Below are 20,969 nucleotides of genomic sequence, written 5' to 3'. Positions count from 1 at the left end.
TGGCTCCGCGTGAGGTTCAGCGCAACATCTTCAACAGCGACCCGCTGAGCCAGGATGTGCGCCGGGTGTAGGGTGGGAAGAACAGGCTCAGCGGCATCAGGGGACCGGAAGCAAGACAGGCGCGCTCGTGCGAGAACGCCTTGAAACCGTAGTGACCGTGCGCGCTGCCGATGCCCGAGTGGTTCACGCCACCGAAGGGCAGGCCGCCGTGCACGTACTGCTGCACGCAGTGGTTGAGGCAGAGGCCGCCCGAACTGGTATGGGCCGTGACCCGGTCCTGCGTCGAGCGGCTGCGGCTGAACAGGTACAGCGCCAGCGGCTTGGGCTGCGCGTTGATGCGCTGGATCACCTGGTCGATCACGTCGAAGGCTTCGATGGGCAGCACCGGGCCGAAGATTTCTTCGGACCCGATGCGCGCATCTGCGGGCACGTCGGTCAGCAGCGTGGGGGCCACGTAGCGCGCGGCGCTGTCGTGGCGCCCGCCGGCCAGCAGGGTCGCACCCCGCGCCAGCGCGTCGTCGATCAGTTCGCCCAGACGGCGTGCGTGCCGGGCGGTGATGATGCGCGTCAGGTCCGGGCTCGCCTCCACCTCGTCCGCCGTCGGGCCGTAGCGCTTCGCGATCAGCTCCTTGCACAGCCGGACAAAGCGGTCCTTCACGCTGCGGTGCACGAACACATGGTCCGGCGCGACGCAGGTCTGGCCGGCGTTGGTGAACTTGCCCCAGAGGATCAGCTCGGCCGCCTGCCGCAGGTCGGCCGACTGGTCCACGATCACCGGCGACTTGCCGCCCAGCTCCAGTGTCACGGACGTGAGGTGTTGTGCAGCGGCCTCCATCACGACCTTTCCCACCGCGGGCGAGCCGGTGAAGAACACATGGTCGAACGGCAGCGCCAGCAGCCGCTGCGCCGTCGCCACACCGCCGGTCACCATCGCCACCTCGGCCGGGTCGAACAGCGCTGCCACCAGCTCGGCGACCACGGCGTTGACATGGGGCGTGAACTCCGAAGGCTTGAGGATCACGGTGTTGCCCGCCGCAACGGCCGAGACCAGCGGCCCGAGCAAGGTGTTCACCGGGTAGTTCCAGGGACCGATGATCAGGCAGCGCCCGCGCGGCTGGTAGAGCACCTTGGCGCGCGTGCCCAGCGTGGCGAGCGTGGGCCACACCCGCCGGGGCCGCATCCACTTCGCCAGGTGCGCCCGCGCATGGCGCAACTCGTCCACCACCGGCAGCAGCTCGGTCAGGTCCACCTCGGCGGCGGGCTTGCGCAGGTCGGCGGCGAAGGCTTTGTACAGCGCCTCGCGCCGGTCCATCAGCCCGTCACCCAGCCGCCGCAGCTTGGCCAGTCGCTGGCGGGCGGTCGAACAGCGCAGCGACAGCGCGGTGGGCGCCTGCTGCTCGAACAGGGCCTGGATCAGCGCCGGATCGGCGTCGAGATCGGTGTGCATGACCGGGTGCTTCATGGTGTGGGCGGTGTGGGCGCGGGGGACTGCAGCGCCGGCACCTCCCTGCGCAGGATGCGGGTGGTCCAGCGCTTGGGCAGCAGCAGCGCCAGCCGCACCAGCCAGGCCATGCTGAACGGGAACAGGTGGTCCAGCGGCTCGCGGCGCAACGCCCGCACGATGTGATCGACGGCCTGCGCCTCCGACAGCGCCAGCGGTGCAGGCATGCCGTCGTTGGCGGTGGCTTCGGTGGCCACAAAGCCGGGGTACAGCGAGACGAACCGGATGCCCAGAGGACCGAACTCGACGCGACAGGTGTCGATCAGCAGCCGCAACGCGCCCTTGGCCGCCGAGTACGGGCCTTGCAGCGGCACGCCCAGCCAGCCCGCCAGCGAGTTGGTCTGCGCCACCAGCCCGTGGCCCTGGCGCACCATCTGGTGCAGCACCGGAAACAGGACATTCACCGCCACGTCGTAGTTCGCGCGCATGCAGGCCAGGACCTCGCGGGCACCCATGGTGCGCATGTCCAGGGCGGGCGCGCCACCGGCGTTGAGCACCACGAGGTCGATGCGGCCGAACCGGCGCACCACCTCCTTGACGACCTGCTCGGCGGCGACCGGGTCCTGCGCGTCTGCGGCCAGCGCCAGTCCCAGGTCACCCCGCAGCGCCATCTCGTCCACCAGGGCATCGAGCCTGTCCTTGCGGCGCGCGGTGACGGCCACGAACGCACCCTCACCCGCCAGCCGCAGCGCCAGCGCCCGGCCCATGCCCGACGATGCGCCCACGATCAGCACCACCTTGTTCTTGAAATCCACCGGGGTCTCCTTCAGGACGCCGGCGCGCCGCGGCGCTGGTGCAGCCACTCGCGGGCATGGTCGGTCAGGGTCTCGCGGATCGGGCGGTAGGTGATGCCCAGTTCCTCGATGCTGCGCCGGTTGTCCACCGGGAACCGGATGCCCAGGTGCTTGCGGATGTAGTCGGGTGTGAGGCCGAAAGCGGGGCCGATCAGGCGCACCAGCCAGTCGGGGATGGTGTGGCGCGGCAGCAGCCAGGGCCGGGGGTGCACGCTGCGCAGGATCTTCGAGATCTCGACGAAGGAGATCATCTCCTTCTCGGCCAGGATGTAGCGGCCGTGCGCCGCCGGACGCTCGGCCGCGCGCAGGTGGGCCAGCGCGACCTCGCGCACGTCCACCGTGGTCAGGCTCAGGTCGGGCATGCCGTAGAACAGCACCCCGCGCAGCATCTCGTCGAGCAGGAACAGACTGCCGGACACCGATTCCGGGGTCAATGAAGGACCGAGAATCAATCCGGGGTTGATCGTCACCAGGCTCCAGCGCTTCTGTTGGGCGTTCAGCCGCCAGGCCTCCTTCTCGGCCTCGACCTTGGACAGGTGGTAGGGATTGGTTTCCAGCGTGCTGGAGGTGTTGAAGTAGGCCTCGGAGAGCACACCGCCCTTCATCTGCCGCACGTCGATGTAGTCACCGAAGATGGCGCCCACGGTGGACGTCATCACCACACGCTGCACGCTGGGGGTGCGCTCGACGCTGGCCAGCACGTTGCGCGTGCCCTGCAGCGCCGGCTCCAGCATCTGGCGCCGGCCGTCGGTGATCTTCTCCGGCAGCATGAACGGCGAGGCGACGTGATGCACCACGGCGCAACCCACCATCGCCGCATCGAAGGAACCGCTTTTGAGCAGGTCCGCCTCGAACAGCGAAAGGCGCCCCGGGAACTGCTCCTGCATTGCATGCAAAGGACGCAGCTTGGCACTGTGGGCCAGGCTGCGCACCGTCGCGTGCACGGCGTACCCAGCCTCCAGCAGGCGCTGCACAAGGTGTGCCGCGACGAAACCGGTCGCGCCGGTGACCATATGGATCTGCTTCACGAGACCATCCTCACGGGTTGAGCGTCTTGGCGCGAACGGTTCAGCAGCACCAGCGCGGCCGCTGCCAAGGCGAAGCCCGCGCTGAGCAAAGGAACGGCGCTGGCGTTGTTCCCGTCCACCACGAACGAGGCCGTGAGCGGCCCGAAGGCACTGCCCAGCAGCTGGGCCGCCGGCACCAGGCCCGCGAGCCGACCGCTGGGGTCGGCGCGGAACGCCAGGCCGATGTGGAACGGCAGCATGAACAGCCACACGAAGCCGAACAGCGCGCAGGCGATGGAGAAAGTGCGCACGCCGCCGGCGGGGAGCTGGTGGATCGTCGTGGTGACCGCGGCCAGCGCCAGCGAACACAGAAGCAGCGCGGCCACCAGGGGCCACCGGCGCACCGCCAGCGCCGCCACGCTGCCGCCGATCACCTGCATGACCAGCACCGCGGCAACCAGACTTTGCGCAGCCTGCGCGTTCAGCCCCACCGCGTGGCCCAGCGGCTCCAGGTAGGCCCAGAACGCGCCCAACGCCGCCAGTTGCAGGAACACCACCGCCAGGGGCTGCAGCGTGCGGGCCGACCACCGGAAACCCGAGATCGCGGGCGGGGCCAGGGGCGACAGGCGCGCGGGCTGCACGAACGCCAGCAGGCAGGGCAGCAGCGCCAGCAGGCCCAGCGCCACGAAGCCACCCGGCCAGCCCCAGCGCGGAATGATGGCGTTGGCCAGCGCCAGCCCCAGCAGGGCCTGGGCGATGGTCTGCAGCACGAAGAAGACGCCTCCGATGCGCGCCGGCTGGGCCGTGCGCACGATCACGCCGGTGGTACCCCAGATCAGCACCCCTTCGGCCAGCCCGGCGCCTGCGCGCACGGCGGCCATGCCGCCGTCGCCCACGGCCTGCAGGGTGAGCAGGTCCAGCGCGGCGGCGCACAGCGCGGCGGCGATGGTGATCGGCCGCAGCCGCGCGACGGGCAGCAGCGTGTCGCCCAGCACCACGCCGAGGCCCAGCATGATGATCTCGGCCATCGCCACGATGCCGACGCCCTCCAGGCTCACATGGCCGGCCTCGACCAGGGCGCCGAGCAGGATGGGTTGCACGCCCACCATGAGCACGGCGATGGTGCCGATGGCCAGCGCACCGGCCAGCTGCACAGGGGAAACGCTCGGATCGGGTCGGGATGACATGGCAGGCCCCTCCAGGGTGTGTCAGTAGCCGTTGATCTCTTCGGGCAGATGCCCTTGCACGAACCGCGTCGCCGCGCGCTGCCGGTCTTTCGCCAGCCGCCGGTTGGCCACCAGGCGCACGATCCAGGGCAGCGGCCGCACGCGCCCGCTGCCGGCCACGGCCAGCACATAGGCCTTGGCGCACTTTTCGAACAGCTCGGCGTTGAGCGCCAGGCGCAGCGGGGTCATGCCCAGGCACACCGGCCGGCCTTGCAGCAGCAGGACATTGCCGCCCTGCCTCAGCGCCGACGGCACATCGCCCACGCCTGCGCCCGGCGGGCCCATCGGGCCCAGGTGGCGCGCCTGCTCGTCGAACACCTGCGGCATCGCGCCGCCGAAATCCGCCAGGCAGCGACCGAAGCGGCCGCCGCCCTGGGCGATGGCGCCCACGTCGCCCCGGGCGGCATAGACCGCGGCATGCGCCTCGGCCTCGCGCGGCGCGGCGCGCCAGACCATGCGCTGCGGTGCATCGTCACGGGCCAGGCCGAACCACATCGCCTCGCTGCCGGGGATGCGCAGCGACAGGCTGTCGCGCTCGTTGTCGAGCAGGCCCTTGGCCTGCAGCCGGTCACGCAGCCCGGTCCATTGCGAGCGCAGGTCTTGTTCGATGCTCATGGCGTCAGACCAGCTTGAAGACGTCTTCAAAGCGGTTCAGTGCATCGTCGATCACCGCGTCGGTGTCGGCCAGGCTGGTGTAGATGCGGCTGCCGGCCAGGGTGATGAGGCCGTGCGCGGTGTAGGCAGCGCCCATCTCCTCCATCATGTGCTTGCGGCGCTTGGCCTCGTCCTTGACCTTGAACAGCTTCCACAGGCTGCTGGTGTCCAGCAGCAGCACACCCGAGGTCTGCAGGTGCACGATGGAGCCCATGTTGTAGGTCACATAGGGCAGGCCCAGGCGGTTGATGATCTCCTCCAGCCCCTTGCGCAGGCGGTCGCCTGCACGGCCGGCCACACCTGCGGCGTCGGTGCGCTGCGCTTCAAGCAAGGCGTAGTAACCGGCCACGCACGACAGCGGGTTGGCCGACAGCGTGCCACCCACGAAGGCGCGCTTGGCGGTGGTGCCGATGCCGCCGACCAGCATCATCATGATGTCCTTGCGGCCACCGATGGCGCCGGCCATGGGGTAGCCGCCGGTCAGGCACTTGCCCAGCACCGTGAGGTCGGGCGTGACGCCGAAGTAGGCCTGCGCGCCGCCCATGCCGATGCGGAAGCCGGTGACCACCTCGTCAAAGATCAGCAGCGCGCCGAACTCGTCGCACAGCGCCCGCACCTGGCGGTTGTAGTCGGGGTGCACGGGGCGGGTGCCGCTCTCGGGGCCCAGGGGCTCCAGCAGCACCGCCGCCGTGCCGCCGCGCAGGCGGTTCCAGCGCAGCTGGCTGCGCAGCGCGTCCAGGTCGTTGGGGTTGCATTCCTGGGTGTTGCCGGTGGCGCCGCGCGGGATGCCCACGGCCTCCATGCGGCCGGTCTTGGGCAGGCGCATGCCGTAGACCAGCTGGTCGCTCCAGCCGTGGTAGGCCCCGCCCACCTTGATGATCCGCTGCTTGCCGGTGTAGGCGCGCGCCAGGCGCACCGCGCCCATCACGGCCTCGGTGCCCGAGCCCAGCAGGCGCACCATGTCCACGCCGGGCATGCTCTGGCACACCAGCTCGGCCAGCTTGACCTCGTACTCGTGCAGCAGGCCGGTGACCGGGCCGCAGGAGTCCAGCACCTCGTTGACCTTCTGGCGCACCACCGGGTGGTTGGAGCCCAGCAGCGTGGGGCCACCCGCCTGCAAAAAGTCGATGTAGCGGTTGCCGTCCACGTCGGTCATGTGGGCGCCGTCGGCCTGCGTGATGGCCAGCGGGAACGGGTGGTTGAAGGCCAGGTTGTGCTGCACGCCGCCGGGGATCACGGCCTTGGCGCGTTCGGACAGGCGCCGCGAGCCCTGGCAGCGCTCGTCGAAGTAGCGCATCACCTGCGGCATCTTGTCGGCGCGGATGGGCCGCATCGGCTGCTTCACCAGCTCGGCAAAGCGGCGGTAGAGGTTGTCCACGTCGGGCCAGGCTGAGATGGCCGGACGCAAGGTGGTGCCGGCCGCGGCGGCGGTGTGAACGGAGGACAGGTTGCTCATGGTGATGGGATCGTGCAAAGGGATGGATCAGGCGGCGAGCGCGTCGGCGACGCGCCGCAGGGCCGCCTGCATGAACGGCTCGCGTTCGCCACGCACCGCGATGCGCTGCATCAGCAGGGAGGCGCACAGGGTTTCGAGGTCCTCGACGGCCTGCAGGGCGGCCTCGGGTGTGGTGCCACAGCAGAGCACGCCGTGGTTGAGCATCAGGTAGGCGTTGGTGTCCGGGCGCAGCTGTCGGGCCAGCTTGGACGACAGCCAGCCGCTGCCCGAGGGGGCGTAGCCCGCCAGGGGAATGCGCTCGCCCAGCAACCGTCTCAGGGGGCCGGGCGGCACCTCCAGCGGCCGGCCCAGCAGGGCGCAGGCGCTGGCCACCGGCTGGTGGGTGTGCACGCTGGCCTGCACGTCGGGCCGGGCACGCAGCACCTGCGCGTGCAGGCCACTCTCGACCGACGGCGACTTGCTCCCTTCGACCTGCCGCAGGTCGGCCAGGCGCAGCACGCACACGTCGTCGGCGCTCATCGTCAGGTAGTCGGTGGCCGAAGGCGTGACGGCGATGTGTTCGGCGTCGATGCGCAGTGCGATGTTCCCGCCGGTGCCGGAGAAGTGGCCCTGGTGGGAGAGCTGGACGCACATCTCGACGACGGTGCGGCGGACGGGCAGCGTGTTCATGCCGGGGCTCCCGGGGGTTGGTTGAGTCGGTGGTAGAGCGGTGCCAGCCGGGTGCGCACTTCCTTGAAGGTTTCGAACTGGTCATCGTGCAGACGGCGCAGCGCGCGGGCGGGTTCGTAGATGGCGCGCGTGCGCCGCAGCTGCGCCAGGTCGGCAAACGACAGCGCGCCCATGCCGACCCCGGCGATGAACGTGGCGCCGATGGCGTTGGTCTGGATCGGGTTCTCGATCTGCCGGATGGGCTGACCGGTCACGTCGGCCATGATCTGGCACCACACGTCCGACTGGGCGCCGCCCCCCACCGCGGTGATGGTGCCGGGGTTGCGCCCGAGCAGGCGGGCAAAGGGTTCCAGCATCCAGCGGGTGTTCAGCGCCACGCCCTCCAGGAAGGCGCGGAAGATGTCCTCGCGGGTGTGCTCCAGCGACATGTTCAGCAGCCCCGCGCGCAGGCGCGGGTCGTCCACCGGCGTGCGCTCACCGAGCAGCCAGGGTGTGTAGATGAGCCCGCGCGCACCGGGCGGCACGCGAGCGGCGATGCGGTTGAGCGCCTCGTAGACCGCTGGGTGTTCTTCGTCGCTGGCCAGCTCGTCCGGGTGGTAGAGGATGCGGTCGCGCAGGAACGAGAGGTTGGCCCCGGCGGTGGACTGCAGCGCCATCGCGAGGTAGCGCCCGTCCACGGCGCTGGGCACGGCGGCGATCTTGTGCCGCACGTCCGTCTTCATGAAGGGGATGTGCGCCCCCAGCCACGACGACGTGCCCAGGTACAGGTGGGTGTCGAAGTCGGCCACGGCGGCGCCCACGGCGACGGCGGAGTTGTCCACCGCGCCCGCGACCACCACGGTCTTCGGGCTCAGGCCCAGGGCCTGCGCCACCTCGGGCAGCAGGGGGCCGAGCACGTCGGTCGAGCGCACGATCTCGGGCAGCTTGGCCGCGTCGATGCCGAGCAGGCGAATCAGCTCCGGCGCGTAGCGGATGTGGTGGGCATCGCGGTTGTCGGTGATCCAGGACGTGACCGTCGAATCCTGCGTGGCGCAGAAGCGGCCAGACAGGCGCAGGTTCAGATAGTCCGGCACGTTCAGGAACTTGTGCGTGCGTTCGTATCGCTGCGGTTCCTCGTCGTGGATGTAGGCCATGTGCCCGGCTGAGTCGCGACCGGACAGCGAGGGCGCACCACCGGTCAGCCGCAACCAGCGCCACAGCTTGAGGGGAGCGTAGCCTTCGATGTTCAGACCCCGGCCGCGCACGCGGCGCGCCACCGCGGCCGCGCCCCGGGCATCGAGCCAGGTGAGCGCGCGCCCGATGGCCTCGCCATTGCGGTCCACGCACACCGTGCCCTCGGTCTGGGCAGAGCAGCAGACCGCCACCACGCGGCGGCGCAGACCGGCGTCGTTGGCGAGGATCTCGCCCGCACTCCCGAGGAACGCCGTCCACCAGTCCTGTGGCTCCTGCTCGGCCAGGGCGCCCTGCACATGCAGCGGCACCGCCCGGAACGCCCAGGCGTGCACCGCGCCGTCCAGCGACACCAGCGCGCACTTGCAGCCCGAGGTGCCCAGGTCCACCGCGAGCACGAGTCGCTCGTCGGCGGGGGCGGTCCGGTGGTTCGGCGCCTGCGTCATATCAGAAGCTGCGGGAAACAGACAACACCAGGCGGTCGTTGTCCGTGGCACGCGCCTTGTCGCCGTCGAACGCCAGGTACAGCTCGCGCACGCGGGTGCGCGTGGTCACCCACTCGGCGCTCCAGCTGAAGCCCCAGCGCTTGTGGGTCACACCCACCGCGTAGTCGGCGAAGTTCGCTTCCTTGAAGTTCGCGATGCGCTGGTAGCCACCGTGCAGGTTGAGCGTGGTGGTGGGGTTCAGTTCGATCTTGTAGCCCAGGTCGAACAGCCAGCTGCCGCGCGAGTTCTGGTCGCCGCGCGCATAGCAGGCCAGCCCCGGCATGGGGTCGGCCATGGTCGAGAGCATGGTGCCGCAGACACCGCCGGTGTTGGCGCCGCGGTAGTTCTTGGAGATCACGTTCATGACGCGCGCCTCCAGCGCGCCGTAGCCCACCTCCGCCAGCGCGAACGCGCTGTCGTATTTGGTGCGGCGCCAGTCTGTTGGCGAGCCGGTGGCCATGTCGAAGCCGTGCGGCGCCTCGAACTGCGCGCCGGGAAACAGCTCGGTGGCCAGGCCCACGCCGAAGTGCCAGCCCTCGGGATCGCCGAAGCGGTAGCCGCCTGCCAGCGTGACGCCCAGGCCTTCGCCGCCGGCGAACTGCTTCTTGCTCACCGTGGCGAACTCGGCCAGGCCCACCAGGCCGCTCTCGTGCGCGATCTGCACACCGAGCTTGGCACCAGGCCGGTTGAAGGAGTCGGAGACGCCGCGGCTGCGCACGTCGGAGGTGAGCTTGACCTCGGTGGTGGTGGCGTAGCTGGCCATCTCCTGGGCGGACGATGGCAGGGCGGCGCCCGCCAGCGTGGCGGCCACGGCCAGGGACAGAGGACGGAACGGGATCATGGAGAACTCCTTGCTTCGGTGGTGGGAGGGGCGGGGAAAACGGCGGGGGATCGGGTGGCGCATCGGCACTGGCATCAGCGCTTGCACTGGGGCGCGTCGGGCAGCCGCTCCACGCGCTTGAGCTGTTCGGTCTGGCCCAGGACCTCCACGCCCACGAAGGCGCGGATGCGCAGCTCGTTGCCCTTGGCGCGCACGACACCTTTGTATTTGCGGTCGTCGCGCGGGTCGTAGACCCAGCCGTCGCGCCAGGCATCCTTCTCAAAGCGCGCGAGCTGTGCGATGCGCACCCCGCAGGTGTCGGCGGGCGTGCCGGCGTCCTTGTCCCAGACGATGGTTCCGCACAGGGCGCTGGCCGTTTCGGCACAGGGCGCGAACTGGATCACCGCATCACCCTCTGGCGCCATCCACAAGCCCTTGGCCTCGTCCGCTCCGTCGGCATAAGCCGGCAGGCTCAGCGCACCACAGACCAGGGCCAGCAAACGGAATCGGAGTGTCATCAGAGGCCCCTTTCTTGAGCGGGATCAAATCTCAATTAGATAGTGATGACTAGTATATAGTGATGACTATTGTTTTTGTCAAAAAAGATAACTGGGAGAATCCCTGATGCCCATCGCCACCCGAGCCATGACAACGAGCCGCAAGAAGCCACAGCCCTCGCTGGTCGCCAAGAAGCAGCCGGCGCAGCAGCGCGCCACCGAGACCTACGAACGCATCCTGGAAGTGACCGCGCAGACGCTGGCCGATGTAGGCATCGAGCGCCTGTCCACCAACCTGGTGTGCGAGCGCGCCGGGCTCACACCCCCTGCCCTCTACCGCTATTTCCCCAACAAGTACGCGCTGCTGTCGGAGCTGGGCCTGCGCCTGATGCAGGCACAGAACGAACGCGTCGACCGCCACATGACGCTGGAGGTGTTCGCCGGGGGCCTGGAAGCCCTGGAGCAGGCGATGGAGGGGCTGATCCTCGACACCTACGAAGCCACGGTGCAGACCGTGGGCGGTGTCTGGATCATGCGTGCCCTGCGCGCGGTGCCCGCCCTGCAGCAGGTGCGGCTGGCCTCGCACGCGGCGGTCACGAAGGAACAGACCAAGCTGCTGGCGCAGGCCTTTCCCGATGTGAATCCGGCCGAGCTGCAACTGGTCAGCCGGATCGTGGTGGAACTGGTCTATGCCACCGTCGAGCTGATCTTCGACGAGCCGCTGGACGTGAAGGCCGTGGCCCGCACCGTGGCCGGCATGATCGCCAGCCACCTCACGCGCATCCGGCCGGACGCCGCGCCGCCGCGCAAGGCCCCGGCCCGCCGCTGAGACCACCACTCGCTTCTCACGGCCCCGGCGGTGGCACCAGCTGCCAGACGCCGTCCTGCTGGCGGATCATGCCGCGCTGTTCCAGCGAGGCCAGGTAGCGGCGGTGCCCCGCATCGCCCTGGCGCCGGAACAGCGGAATCAGCCGACCCAGCAGGTTGGGCACCAGCATGGCCATCCGCACCGTCCAGGACTCGCTGGGCCGCACATAGCGTTCGAGACAGGGGTCGTCCAGCATGCGCAGCACCTGCTGCGCCACCTCGTCGGGCTGCTGGGGCGGGTCGATGAACTGCAGCTTGTTGCCGCCGTCGATGGCCTCGCGCACCAGCATCGGTGTCTCGGTCGCCGAGGGGTTGATGATCCCGAACTTCACGCCCAGGCGCGGCCCGTCCAGCCCCAGGCAGAGCATCGCGCCGCGCAGCCCGAACTTGGTGGCCGAATAGACGCTGGTTTCGGGCAGCGGGAAGATGCCGCCGAGCGAGACGATGGAGATCACCCGGCCGTCCGCTGCCTGGCGCAGCTGGGGCAGCAGGCTGTGGGTCAGCAGCACCGGCGCCAGCAGGTTGATATTGAACTCGCCCTGGATGGAGGCCAGGCTGCGCTGCTCGAAGGGCTGCGTGTCCGCCACGGCGGCGTTGTTGACCAGCAGGTCGAGCCGCCCGATGTCGTCGCGCACGCGCAGCACCAGACGCTGCACCGCCTCGGCGTTGGTCAGGTCGGCCACATGGGCGGTGGCCAGCGGCCCCAGCGCGCGCACCGCCTGGTCCAGGCCGGCTGCGTTCACGTCCACCAGCAGGCAGCGCACGCCACGCTCAATCAGCCGCGCGGCGATGGCCCGGCCCAGGCCGCCCGCGCCCCCGGTGATCAGCGCCACCCAGCCGGAACAGTTCAAAGGCTCAGCCATGGGACACCACCTCCCGCACGGGCGCCTGCGGGCTCAGTGCCGCGGCCGAAGGCGCAACCTTGACCCGGTCGTAGAAGGACTCGCTCAGCTCGTTCCAGCCCATGCGGGCGCGCAGCTTGCGCAGGTAGGTCTTGAAGGAATGCGCGTCGATGTAGACCGCGTGGCGCGGCGAGTCGACGAAGCGGATGCCGCCCGAGAGGTCGGGCTGGTCGTGCTGGATCAGCTGGTCGAAGCGGGCCGCGCTGGCGTCGCGGTCGCGCTGCGCCCGCAGGTAGGCCGCGATCATGAAAGCCTGGGTGTCGAACAGCTTGTAGGCGCTGGAGTTGTTCTCCAGGTAGCCGATGCCGAACAGGTTGCGGTGGTCGCGGCTGAACATGGACAGGTAGAGCTGGGGTCGCCCACCCTTCCACTCGAAATACTCGGCCGCGTAGCGGCAGCTCCAGCGGTAGCCGGTGGCGCACAGCACGAGGTCCACCTCTTCGCGCGAGCCGTCCTTGAACACCACGGCGCGGCCGTCCAGGTGCGAGATGTCGGGCTTGACCGCGATGTTGCCGTGCTGCAGGTGGTGCAGCAGCTGCGAGTTCATCAGCGGGTGGCTTTCGAACAGGCGGTGGTCTGGCTTGGGCAGTCCGAGGCGCGTGAGGTCGCCGGTGATCAGGCGCAGCAGCCCCGTGAAAACCGGCCGCGCCAGCCACAGCGGCAGGTGCGGGCCCGACTCGCCAAACTCGTCGGCCGGCATGCCGAAGATGTGCTTGGGGATGAAGTGGTAGCCGCGCCGCACGCTGATGAAAGCGCGGTCCGCGTGGGTGGCCGCATCGCAGGCGATGTCGGCCCCCGAGTTGCCCGCACCCACCACCAGCACCCGCTTGCCGCGGAACTCGTCGCCGGACCGGTAGGTGACCGAGTGGCGCAGTTCGCCCGCGAATTCGCCCTTGAACGTGGGCAGATTCGGGTCCCAGTTGCAGCCGGTGGCGCAGACAATGGCCTTGTAGCGACGGCGCGAACCGTCGCTGAGTTCAACCACCCAGTGCCCGGCTGCGTCCTTGCGGATCTGGTTCACGCCGGTGCCCAGGCGGATCGCGCCGCGCAGGCAGTAGGCGTCGGCGAAGCTGCGCACGTAGGACAGGATCTGCCGGTGCGAGGGGTAGTCCGGGAAGTGCTTGGGCATGGGAAACCCCATGAACCCGGACAGGTCGCGCGAGGAGATGAAATGCGCCGACTCGTAGATCGGCGAGCCCGGGTTGTCCATGTCCCAAAGGCCGCCCACGTCGTGGTGCCGCTCGAACTGTTCGTAGGGCAGGCCCTGGGCCTTGAGCGCCCGGGCCGCGCTCAGGCCGCCGGGGCCAGCGCCGATGATGCAGGTGGCCTCGCCGCAGTCGACGACGCCGGGTTCGGTGGTGGGGGTCATGGTGTCTCCTTCGTGGCTGGATGGGGAGTCGGCTGCCGGGGCTGGTGCGAAACAGCTGGCGTGAATCTAGAGGCGGCCCCGCCGTCGGCTGGAGACATCTGCGGCCACAATGGGGACAATTTCGGCCACCATCCGCCACTCGCCTGCTCCCACCCCATCGGAAACCCACACCCATGCCGCGCTCCGCCCCCCCATCCGGCCCAGACACCCGCCACCTGAGCGACGCGACGGTGGTGCCCAACATCGCGCGCTCCCTGCTGGGCCTGCTGCGCGAGCGCGGGCTGCCGCCCGGCCGGGTCTGCCGGGGGCTGGGTTTCGGCTACCGCGACCTGTTCGATCTCGGCATGCGGCTGTCGTACCGCCAGACCCGGCTGCTCATCGTGCGCAGCTACCAGGCCCTGCAGGACCCGGCGCTCGGCCTGTCCGCAGGTGCCCGGCAGACGCCGGTGTCCTGGGGGCTGCCGGGGCTGGCCATGCTCACCTGCGAAACACTGGGCGAGGCCATCGAATACGGTCTGGCGCACCAGGGCGACGTGGGCGCCCTGCTGGAGCACGGCACGTCGATCCAGCGCGACGAGACGGTGCTGGAAGTGCGGCCCAAGCTGTTCGATGTCGCCATCGAACCCTTTCTGGTCGAAGAGGCCTTCTCCAGCTCGGTGGCCGTGGTGCGCCATCTGGTCGGCCCGGGCTTCAGCCCGCGCAGGGTGGAACTGGCCTACCCCCGGCCCGCCCACGTCCGCGCCTACACGCAGTTCTTCCGCTGCCCGGTGCACTTTGGCGCCGGGGCGAACCGGCTGGTCAGCGACACGCAGTGGCTGGGCGCGGCGCTGCCGGGCTACGACGAGATCACCTGCCAGCCCCTGCGCGCCCAGCTCGACGGCTTCCTGCGGCGCCCTGAGCGCCGCAGCGACCTGGTCGAATCCATCGCCAGCCGGCTGCGCGCCCACCTCGACCACCCGCAGCCCCTGCACGCGGTGGCGCAGGAGCTGAACATGAGCGAACGCACGCTGCGCCGCCGCCTCACGGAACAGCGGCTGTCCTACCAGGGCCTGCTGGACGACATCCGGCACGAGCGCGCGCGCGACCTGCTGCAGCACGCGGGCCTGCCGGTGGCCGAGGTCGCCCTGGCCTGCGGCTTCTCCGACGCGCGCAGCTTCCGGCGCGCGTTCAAGCGCTGGTCGGGCGCGCTGCCCGGCGAACGCCGCGGGGCGCCCTGAGGCGCCCTGGCCCGGCTCACACCCGGCCGGCGAACGCGCGGCGAACCGACACGCCCGCCACCCACTGGGCGCTGCGCGCCTGCAGCAGCGCATCCTGCGCGCGCAGGTGGCTGCGCCGCACGTCCAGCACCGTGTCCAGCCCCACCAGGCCGGCCTCGAACAGACGCTGGCTGCGCGCGGCGGCGTCGGACGCCGCGCGCAGCGCCTGCTCCAGCTCGGCCACGGTGGTCTCGGCCGCAGCCAGCTGGACCAGCGCGGTCTCGGCATCGGCCAGCGCGCCCATCAGGGCCTTCTCATAGGCGGCCATGGCCTCCTGGGTGCGCGCTTCGTGCACGGCGATGTTGGCGCGGATGCGGCCGCCATCGAAGATCGGGAGCGCCAGCGACACCCCGTAGCCGACCACCAGAGCGGGCGATGCGCTCGCCCCGCCCACGCTCAGTCGCTCCTGGCGACCGGCCCAGTCCAGCTGGATGCGCGGGTACAGGTCGCGCCTGGCCACACCGAGGCGCGCTGCGGCGGCGTCCAGCGCCCGGGCCTGCAGCTGCACGTCGGGGCGGCGCTCCAGCAGCTCGGCCGGCAGCAGCGCGGCCGGTGCGGCGATGCCGGGTGTGCCGGTGTCTGCAAAGGCCAGCGCGGGATCGGGCTGGGCGGCGCCGGTGAGCACCGCCAGCTGGCGCTGGCGCACGCGCTGAGCGCCCTGCAACTGCGCGAGTGCGGCCCGCTCCTGCCCCAGCTCGGCCACCAGGCGGTCCACGTCCAGCGTGCTCGACTGGCCCGCCTCAAAGCGGCGCCGCGCCACGTCGATCTGGCGCTCCAGGGTGGCCATGGCATCGTGCGCCACGGCCTCGCGGCGCCGCAGCGACTGGATCTCGAACCAGGCCGTGCCCACGTCGGCCGCGATGGTCACGCGCATGGCCTGTTGCGCGAGTTCGGCGCCCTGCGCATCCAGGGTCGCCGCCCGGCTGGCCAGGCCTTGGGCCCCAAAGAGATCGGGCTCCCAGCTCGCGCGCAAGCCACCCGACAGCACATCGGCCTTGGGGTTGGCGCTGGAATCGCGCCCGCGCTGCGCGCCCGCCGCCAGACCCAGTTGCGGCAGCTGCTGGGCATCGGCGGCGTTGGCGCCGGCACGCGCCTGCAGCACGCGGGCGGTGGCCATGTGCAGGTCGCGGTTGGACCGCAGCGCGGCCTCGACCAGTGCGCTGAGCTCGGGGCTGCCGACAGCCTCCCACCAGGCCTCGGCCGATGGGGACGCCGCAGGGGTGGTGGGTACCGCCAGCGCGGCATCTGCACTCCACGCGGCGGGCGCTTTCCAGGAAGTGGTGGGCGCAGCCACCGGCGTTGCGCAGCCCGCCAGCGCCACCAGCGCGGCGGTGGCCAGGGCCAGACGGACCGAAGAAAAACGGGTCATGAACGATCTCCTTGTTGACAGACGGTGTTCGTAACTTTACTATACGTATAGTATTGTTTCAATCACTTCAACATCTCAGGAGCCTTCCATGCCCAATCCCCCCGGACGCAGCAGTTCACGCGAGAAGCTGCTGGACGCCGCCGCCGCACTGATCGCCACCCACGGGGTTCAGGAGCTGACCCTCGAAGGCGTGGCCGCCGCCGCCGGCGTCACCAAGGCCGGCCTGATCTACCACTTCAAGACCAAGGACGATCTGCTCGGCGCCCTGGTCGAGCGCATGAGCCTGGAGCTTGACCAGCGCAGCCGGACCAAGGCCGCGCAGCGCGGCGCCACCACCAGCGCCCGGCTCATGGCCCTGGTCGACGACACCTTCGACATGTCCCCCGGCGAGAAGCGCCTGCAGGCCAACCTGCTGGCCGCGGCCACCAGCTACCCGCACCTGCTCGGTCCGGTGCAGCAGCTCTTCGACCGCACCTACGGCGAACTGAGCGACGCCGGGCCCGACGCGGGCCTGGCGCTGGTGGTGGCCGCCGCGCTCGACGGCATCTCGCTGCTGGAGCTGCTGAACCTGCACCAGTTCAGCCCGCAGCAGCACGCCGCCATGCGCCAGGCCCTGCAGCAGCTCGCCCAGCGCTTCGACTGACATCCCCCGTTGGTCCCCCACCCCATTCTTCGAACCGGACCTCTTCCATGACCTCGCCCCGTCGCCAGACCATCGCCACCGCCGCCCTGCTGGCAGCGCTGCTCGCCGGCTGCACCGAAGCGCCCCCGCCCACAGGCGCCGCGCCCCGCCCCGTCAAGCTGGAGCAGATGAGCGCCGCCGCGACCGACACCACACAAACCTTCGTCGGCACCCTGCGCGCGCGCCAGCGCGCCGAACTGGGATTTGAACAACCGGGGCGCATCGCAGCCCTTCTGGTCGACGTGGGCGACCGCGTGAGCGCCGGCCAGGTGCTGGCGAGGCTGGATGCGGCGCCCGCGCAGTGGCGGCTGGACAAGGCCCAGGCCGACCGCACGGCCGCCGCAGCCGCCCTCGCCGAGCGCACGACCCAGCTGCGGCAGCACGAAGCCCTGGCCAAGGACCAGATCATCTCGGCCACCGCGCTCGAAGCGGTCCAGACGCAGCACCGCCTCGCGCTCAGCCAGCTGCAGGCGGCGGAGGCTGCCCTGGCCATGGCACGACGCGACCTTGCGCTGTCCGACATCCGGGCGCCCTTCGACGGCGAGATCGTCGCCCGCGCCGCCCAGCCGCACAGCGACGTGGGCGCCGGCCAGATGGTGCTGCAGATCGAGGCCGGACGGGCGCTGGAGGTGGTGAGCATGCTGCCCGAGGCGGCCGCCGCGCCCCTGCAGCCCGGCCAGACCGCGACCGCCCGGCTCGGCAACGGCGCGCAGGGCGGCGCCACCCGTCGGCTGGCGCTGGAACGGCTGTCCACCCACAGCGACAACGGCTCCCTGGTGCAGGCGGTGTTCCGCCTGGAAGGCGCCGCGCCCGGGCTGCGCAGCGGCTCGGTGGTGTCGGTGGAACTGCCGCGCACCTCGACCGCCGGCCTGTCCGTGCCCGCCGCCGCCCTGCTGCCGGCCAACGCGCCGGGCTCGGCCAGCGTCTTCCTGTTCGACGCGGCCCGGGGCACACTCGTACGCCGCGCGGTGCAGATCGGCCGTGAGATCCTGCCCGGCGGCCGCATTCCCGTCACCTCCGGGCTGCAGGCGGGCGACCAGGTGGTGGTCGCCGGCGCGGCCTTCCTCACCGAAGGCCAGGCCGCCGTGCCCCACGCGCCGACGACCCTGCTGCATGGAGCCCAGCCATGAAGCTCACGGAATCCGCACTCGGCGCCAGCCGACTGACCTTCTTCGTGGCTGCCCTGGTGCTGCTGGCCGGCGTGTTCGCGTTCCTGAAGTTCCCCTCGCAGGAAGAGCCGTCCACCACCATCCGCGACGCCATGATCTTCGTCGCCAACCCCGGCCTGCCGGTGGACCGCATGGAACAGCTGATCGCGCGCCCGCTGGAGGAGCGGCTGCGCGAGCTGCCCGAGATCAAGCACGTGGTCAGCACCGTGCGCACCGGCCTGGCCATCACGCAGGTTACGGTGCACGAGAACCAGGCCGACCTGCAGCCGATCTGGCAGAAGCTGCGCGCCAAGGTCGCCGAGGTCTCGCCCCAGTTCCCCGACGGCACGCTGCCGGTGCAGGTGAACGACGACTTCGGGCGCGTCGCGGTGGCCTCCATCGCCGTCACCGCGCCGGGGTTCACCATGAGCGAGATGCGAGAACCGCTCAAGCGCCTGCGCGACCAGCTCTACACCCTGCCCGGCGTGCAGAGCGTGAGCTTCCATGGCCTGCAGGACGAACGCGTCTACATCGAGTTCGACCGCGCGCGCCTGGCCGGCCTGGGCCTGGGCACCCCCGCCGTGTTGCAGCAGCTGCAGCAGCAGAACGTGGTGCTCTCGGGCGGCCAGGTGGTGCTGGGCGGCCTCAACAGCGCCCTGGTCGCCTCCGGAGAGATCGTGTCATTGGACGCCCTGCGCCAGTTCGTGCTCAGCGTGCCTCAGCGCAGCGGCCACACCGACAGCACCGTGCGCCTGGGCGACATCGCACGCATCCAGGTGCTGCCGGCCGACCCGCCGGACTCGGCCGCCATCTACCAGGGCGAACCGGCCGTGGTGCTGGGCGTGTCCATGCGTGCGGGACAGAACATCAAGGCCTTCGGTGAGTCGCTGAAGGCGCGCGTGGCCGAACTGCAGCAACAGCTGCCCGCCGGTTTCGCGCTCGACTACGTCACCTTCCAGGCCGACGTGGTGGAGCACGAGATGGGCAAGATGAACCGCGTGATGGGCGAGACCATCGTCATCGTGATGGCGGTCGTCGTGCTGTTCCTGGGCTGGCGCGCCGGCCTGGTCGTCGGCAGCATCGTGCCGCTGACCATCCTGGGCACGCTGATCGCGATGCAGATGCTGTCCATCGAGCTGCACAACGTGTCGATGGCCGCCATCATCATCGCCCTGGGCCTGCTGGTGGACAACGGCATCGTGATCGCCGAGGACATCGAGCGCAGGCTGGCGGACGGCGAAGACCGTCGCCAGGCCTGCATCCGCGCCGGCCAGACGCTGGCCATCCCGCTGCTCACCTCCTCGCTGGTGATCATCTTCGCGTTCTCGCCCTTCTTCTTCGGCAACACCTCGATCAACGAGTACCTGCGCCCGCTGGTGATCGTGCTGGCGCTCTCGCTGCTGGGTTCGTGGCTGTTCTGCCTGACGGTGACGCCGCTGCTGTGTTACCACTTCCTCAAGCCCTCGCACCACGCGGCGCAGGCCGAAGCGCAGACCGAAACGAGGTTCTACCGGACCTACCGGCGCATCATCGCCACGGTACTCGACCACAAGGCGGTCTTCCTTGGCGCCATGGCACTGCTGTTTTCTGGCGCGATGGCGATGCTGGCCAGCGTGCCCGCCGGGTTCCTGCCGCCGTCGGACCGGCCGCAATACCAGATCACCCTCGAACTGCAGCCCGGCAGCGACGCGCTTGCCACGCTCGCCACCGTGCAGGACGTCAGCCGCTGGCTGACCGACAAGACCGCCAACCCCGAGGTGACGACCAGCATCGGCTACGTGGCCGACGGCGGGCCGCGCATCATCCTAGGTCTCAACCCGCCCCTGCCGGCCTCGCACATCGGCTACTTCACCGTCGGCGTGAACGGCAAGGACGCACTCGACCCGATGATCGAGCGCACCCGCGACTGGCTGGCCAGCCACCATCCCGAGCTGCGCGCCGACGTCAAGCGCTTCTCACTCGGCTCCAGCGACTCGGGCACCGTCGCCTACCGCATCTCGGGCCCCGACGAAAACGAGCTGCGCCGTCTGGGCGGGCAGCTGCAGGCCGCGTTGCGCGGCGTGCCGGGCGTGGTGAACGTGCGCGACGACTGGGACCAGCGCGTGCTCCGGCTGGACGTGCAGATCGACCAAGCCAAGGCACGGCGCCTGGGCATCACCAGCGAAGACGTGGCCACCTCGCTGGGCGCGCGCTTCAGCGGCCTGGCGGTGTCGGCGCTGCGCGATGGCGACACGCTGGTGCCGCTCGTGGTGCGCGGCAGCGCCGCCGAGCGCCAACACCCCGAGGACGTGGCCAACAGCCTGATCCACCCGGCCACCGGCACCGCGCCGGTGCCGCTATCGGCCATCGCCACGGTGTCGGTGGCCTCGGAGCCTTCCGTCATCCGCCGCCGCGACCTCTCGCGCACGCTGACCGTGCAGGGCCGCAGCGAAACCCAGACCGCGCAGCAGGTGGTGGACCAGCTCGCGCCGACCGTGGCGGCGCTGGCGCTGCCGCCGGGCTACCGCATCGAGCTCGGTGCCGAGATCGAAGAGGCGGCCGAGGCCAACGCGGCGCTCAGCGAATACCTGCCCCACGCGGCGGTGGCGATGCTGATCCTCTTCGTCTGGCAGTTCGGCTCATTCCGCAAGCTGGCGCTGATCCTCAGCATCATCCCGTTCGCCCTGATCGGCGTGGCCCCTGCGCTGAAGATCGCCGGCGAACCGCTGGGCTTCATGGCCAACTTCGGCCTGCTGTCGCTGGCCGGCATCATCGTCAACAACGCGGTGCTGCTGCTCGAACGCATCGAGGCCGAACTGGCCGCGGGCCGGTCGCGCCGGGAGGCGGTGATCGGCGCCGCGGTGCAGCGCCTGCGCCCCATCGTGATGACCAAGCTCACCTGCGTGGCGGGCCTGGTGCCGCTGCTGCTGTTCGGCGGGCCGCTGTGGTCCGGCATGGCCGTCACCATCATGGGCGGCCTGCTGCTGGGCACGCTGGTGACCCTGGGCCTGGTACCGGTGATGTACGAGATGCTGTTCGGCCTGCGCAAGCCCCGCTGGCTCGGCCACCCGGGCCCGTCCGGAACACCTGCGATGAGCTGATCGGGTGGCCGAAACCG

18 protein-coding genes are annotated in these 20,969 nt (G+C 70.4%); 5 read left to right on the top strand and 13 right to left on the bottom strand.

Translation table 11 applies throughout. The features are described 5' to 3' along the window. Positions 1 to 16: 16 nt before the first annotated feature. From ACFOPI_RS18420 to ACFOPI_RS18375, 10 genes are all read right to left on the bottom strand, one after another. Positions 17 to 1,462 carry an aldehyde dehydrogenase family protein gene (locus ACFOPI_RS18420; RefSeq protein ID WP_382177034.1) on the bottom strand — a complete coding sequence of 482 codons (1,446 nt, stop codon included), beginning with the start codon at positions 1,460 to 1,462 and terminating at the stop codon, positions 17 to 19. Next, complete coding sequence (locus tag ACFOPI_RS18415; protein WP_382177032.1) at positions 1,459 to 2,256, bottom strand: SDR family NAD(P)-dependent oxidoreductase; 798 nt, start codon at positions 2,254 to 2,256, stop codon at positions 1,459 to 1,461. The genes ACFOPI_RS18420 and ACFOPI_RS18415 overlap by 4 nt, the downstream gene beginning before the upstream one ends. An 11-nt stretch (positions 2,257 to 2,267) precedes the next feature. Further along, positions 2,268 to 3,323, bottom strand: coding sequence for an NAD-dependent epimerase/dehydratase family protein (locus tag ACFOPI_RS18410; protein WP_382177029.1), 1,056 nt, complete (start codon positions 3,321 to 3,323; stop codon positions 2,268 to 2,270). Continuing rightward, the gene (locus tag ACFOPI_RS18405) at positions 3,320 to 4,489 is read right to left on the bottom strand and encodes an MFS transporter (RefSeq protein WP_382177027.1); all 1,170 of its coding nucleotides are present in this window, start codon (positions 4,487 to 4,489) and stop codon (positions 3,320 to 3,322) included. Before ACFOPI_RS18405 ends, ACFOPI_RS18410 begins: the two co-directional genes overlap by 4 nt. 21 nt (positions 4,490 to 4,510) lie before the next feature. Next, positions 4,511 to 5,143, bottom strand: a complete 633-nt coding sequence (locus ACFOPI_RS18400) for a hypothetical protein (protein ID WP_382177025.1) — start codon at positions 5,141 to 5,143, stop codon at positions 4,511 to 4,513. Positions 5,144 to 5,147: 4 nt separating this feature from the next. Further along, a complete protein-coding gene (locus ACFOPI_RS18395; RefSeq protein ID WP_382177022.1) occupies positions 5,148 to 6,638 on the bottom strand; it encodes an aspartate aminotransferase family protein in 1,491 nt (496 codons plus the stop codon). A 27-nt stretch (positions 6,639 to 6,665) separates the two neighbouring features. Further along, positions 6,666 to 7,307: a class II aldolase/adducin family protein gene (locus ACFOPI_RS18390; protein ID WP_382177020.1), complete on the bottom strand. Its 642-nt coding sequence runs from the start codon at positions 7,305 to 7,307 to the stop codon at positions 6,666 to 6,668. Continuing rightward, positions 7,304 to 8,923 carry a xylulokinase gene (locus ACFOPI_RS18385; protein ID WP_382177017.1) on the bottom strand — a complete coding sequence of 540 codons (1,620 nt, stop codon included), beginning with the start codon at positions 8,921 to 8,923 and terminating at the stop codon, positions 7,304 to 7,306. Before ACFOPI_RS18385 ends, ACFOPI_RS18390 begins: the two co-directional genes overlap by 4 nt. Before the next feature lies 1 nt (position 8,924). Continuing rightward, entirely contained in the window at positions 8,925 to 9,803 is an 879-nt protein-coding gene (locus ACFOPI_RS18380; protein ID WP_382177015.1) for a TorF family putative porin, read from the bottom strand. A 74-nt stretch (positions 9,804 to 9,877) separates the two neighbouring features. Further along, entirely contained in the window at positions 9,878 to 10,300 is a 423-nt protein-coding gene (locus tag ACFOPI_RS18375) for a DUF2147 domain-containing protein (protein ID WP_382177012.1), read from the bottom strand. Between the two features lie 106 nt (positions 10,301 to 10,406). On the opposite strand from ACFOPI_RS18375, the gene ACFOPI_RS18370 reads away from it, so the two are divergent. Continuing rightward, positions 10,407 to 11,108, top strand: coding sequence for a TetR/AcrR family transcriptional regulator (locus tag ACFOPI_RS18370; RefSeq protein WP_382177009.1), 702 nt, complete (start codon positions 10,407 to 10,409; stop codon positions 11,106 to 11,108). A gap of 16 nt (positions 11,109 to 11,124) precedes the next feature. Here the strand turns inward: ACFOPI_RS18370 and ACFOPI_RS18365 are convergent, their stop codons facing one another. Both ACFOPI_RS18365 and ACFOPI_RS18360 read right to left on the bottom strand, forming a co-directional pair. Beyond that, positions 11,125 to 12,009 (bottom strand): SDR family NAD(P)-dependent oxidoreductase, encoded by an 885-nt coding sequence (locus tag ACFOPI_RS18365; protein WP_382177007.1) that lies wholly within the window; start codon positions 12,007 to 12,009, stop codon positions 11,125 to 11,127. After that, a complete protein-coding gene (locus ACFOPI_RS18360; RefSeq protein WP_382177004.1) occupies positions 12,002 to 13,417 on the bottom strand; it encodes a flavin-containing monooxygenase in 1,416 nt (471 codons plus the stop codon). Before ACFOPI_RS18360 ends, ACFOPI_RS18365 begins: the two co-directional genes overlap by 8 nt. Positions 13,418 to 13,590: 173 nt before the next feature. Here ACFOPI_RS18360 and ACFOPI_RS18355 point away from each other — a divergent pair, with 173 nt between their 5' ends. Then, positions 13,591 to 14,634 carry an AraC family transcriptional regulator gene (locus ACFOPI_RS18355; protein ID WP_382177002.1) on the top strand — a complete coding sequence of 348 codons (1,044 nt, stop codon included), beginning with the start codon at positions 13,591 to 13,593 and terminating at the stop codon, positions 14,632 to 14,634. A gap of 16 nt (positions 14,635 to 14,650) precedes the next feature. Here the strand turns inward: ACFOPI_RS18355 and ACFOPI_RS18350 are convergent, their stop codons facing one another. Next, positions 14,651 to 16,042 carry a TolC family protein gene (locus tag ACFOPI_RS18350; RefSeq protein ID WP_382176999.1) on the bottom strand — a complete coding sequence of 464 codons (1,392 nt, stop codon included), beginning with the start codon at positions 16,040 to 16,042 and terminating at the stop codon, positions 14,651 to 14,653. An 88-nt stretch (positions 16,043 to 16,130) separates the two neighbouring features. Between ACFOPI_RS18350 and ACFOPI_RS18345 the strand changes: the two genes are divergently transcribed. Genes ACFOPI_RS18345 through ACFOPI_RS18335 form a run of 3 tightly spaced genes read left to right on the top strand, consistent with a single transcriptional unit; the run spans position 16,131 to position 20,952 of the window. Further along, entirely contained in the window at positions 16,131 to 16,685 is a 555-nt protein-coding gene (locus tag ACFOPI_RS18345; protein WP_382176997.1) for a TetR/AcrR family transcriptional regulator, read from the top strand. A 47-nt stretch (positions 16,686 to 16,732) separates the two neighbouring features. Then, positions 16,733 to 17,854, top strand: coding sequence for an efflux RND transporter periplasmic adaptor subunit (locus tag ACFOPI_RS18340; protein WP_382176994.1), 1,122 nt, complete (start codon positions 16,733 to 16,735; stop codon positions 17,852 to 17,854). Continuing rightward, entirely contained in the window at positions 17,851 to 20,952 is a 3,102-nt protein-coding gene (locus tag ACFOPI_RS18335; RefSeq protein ID WP_382176991.1) for an efflux RND transporter permease subunit, read from the top strand. Before ACFOPI_RS18340 ends, ACFOPI_RS18335 begins: the two co-directional genes overlap by 4 nt. Positions 20,953 to 20,969 lie beyond the last annotated feature (17 nt).

The organism is Hydrogenophaga luteola (assembly GCF_042648585.1).
GTDB lineage: Bacteria > Pseudomonadota > Gammaproteobacteria > Burkholderiales > Burkholderiaceae_C > Hydrogenophaga > Hydrogenophaga luteola.
This window is presented reverse-complemented; position numbering and strand designations above follow the sequence as displayed.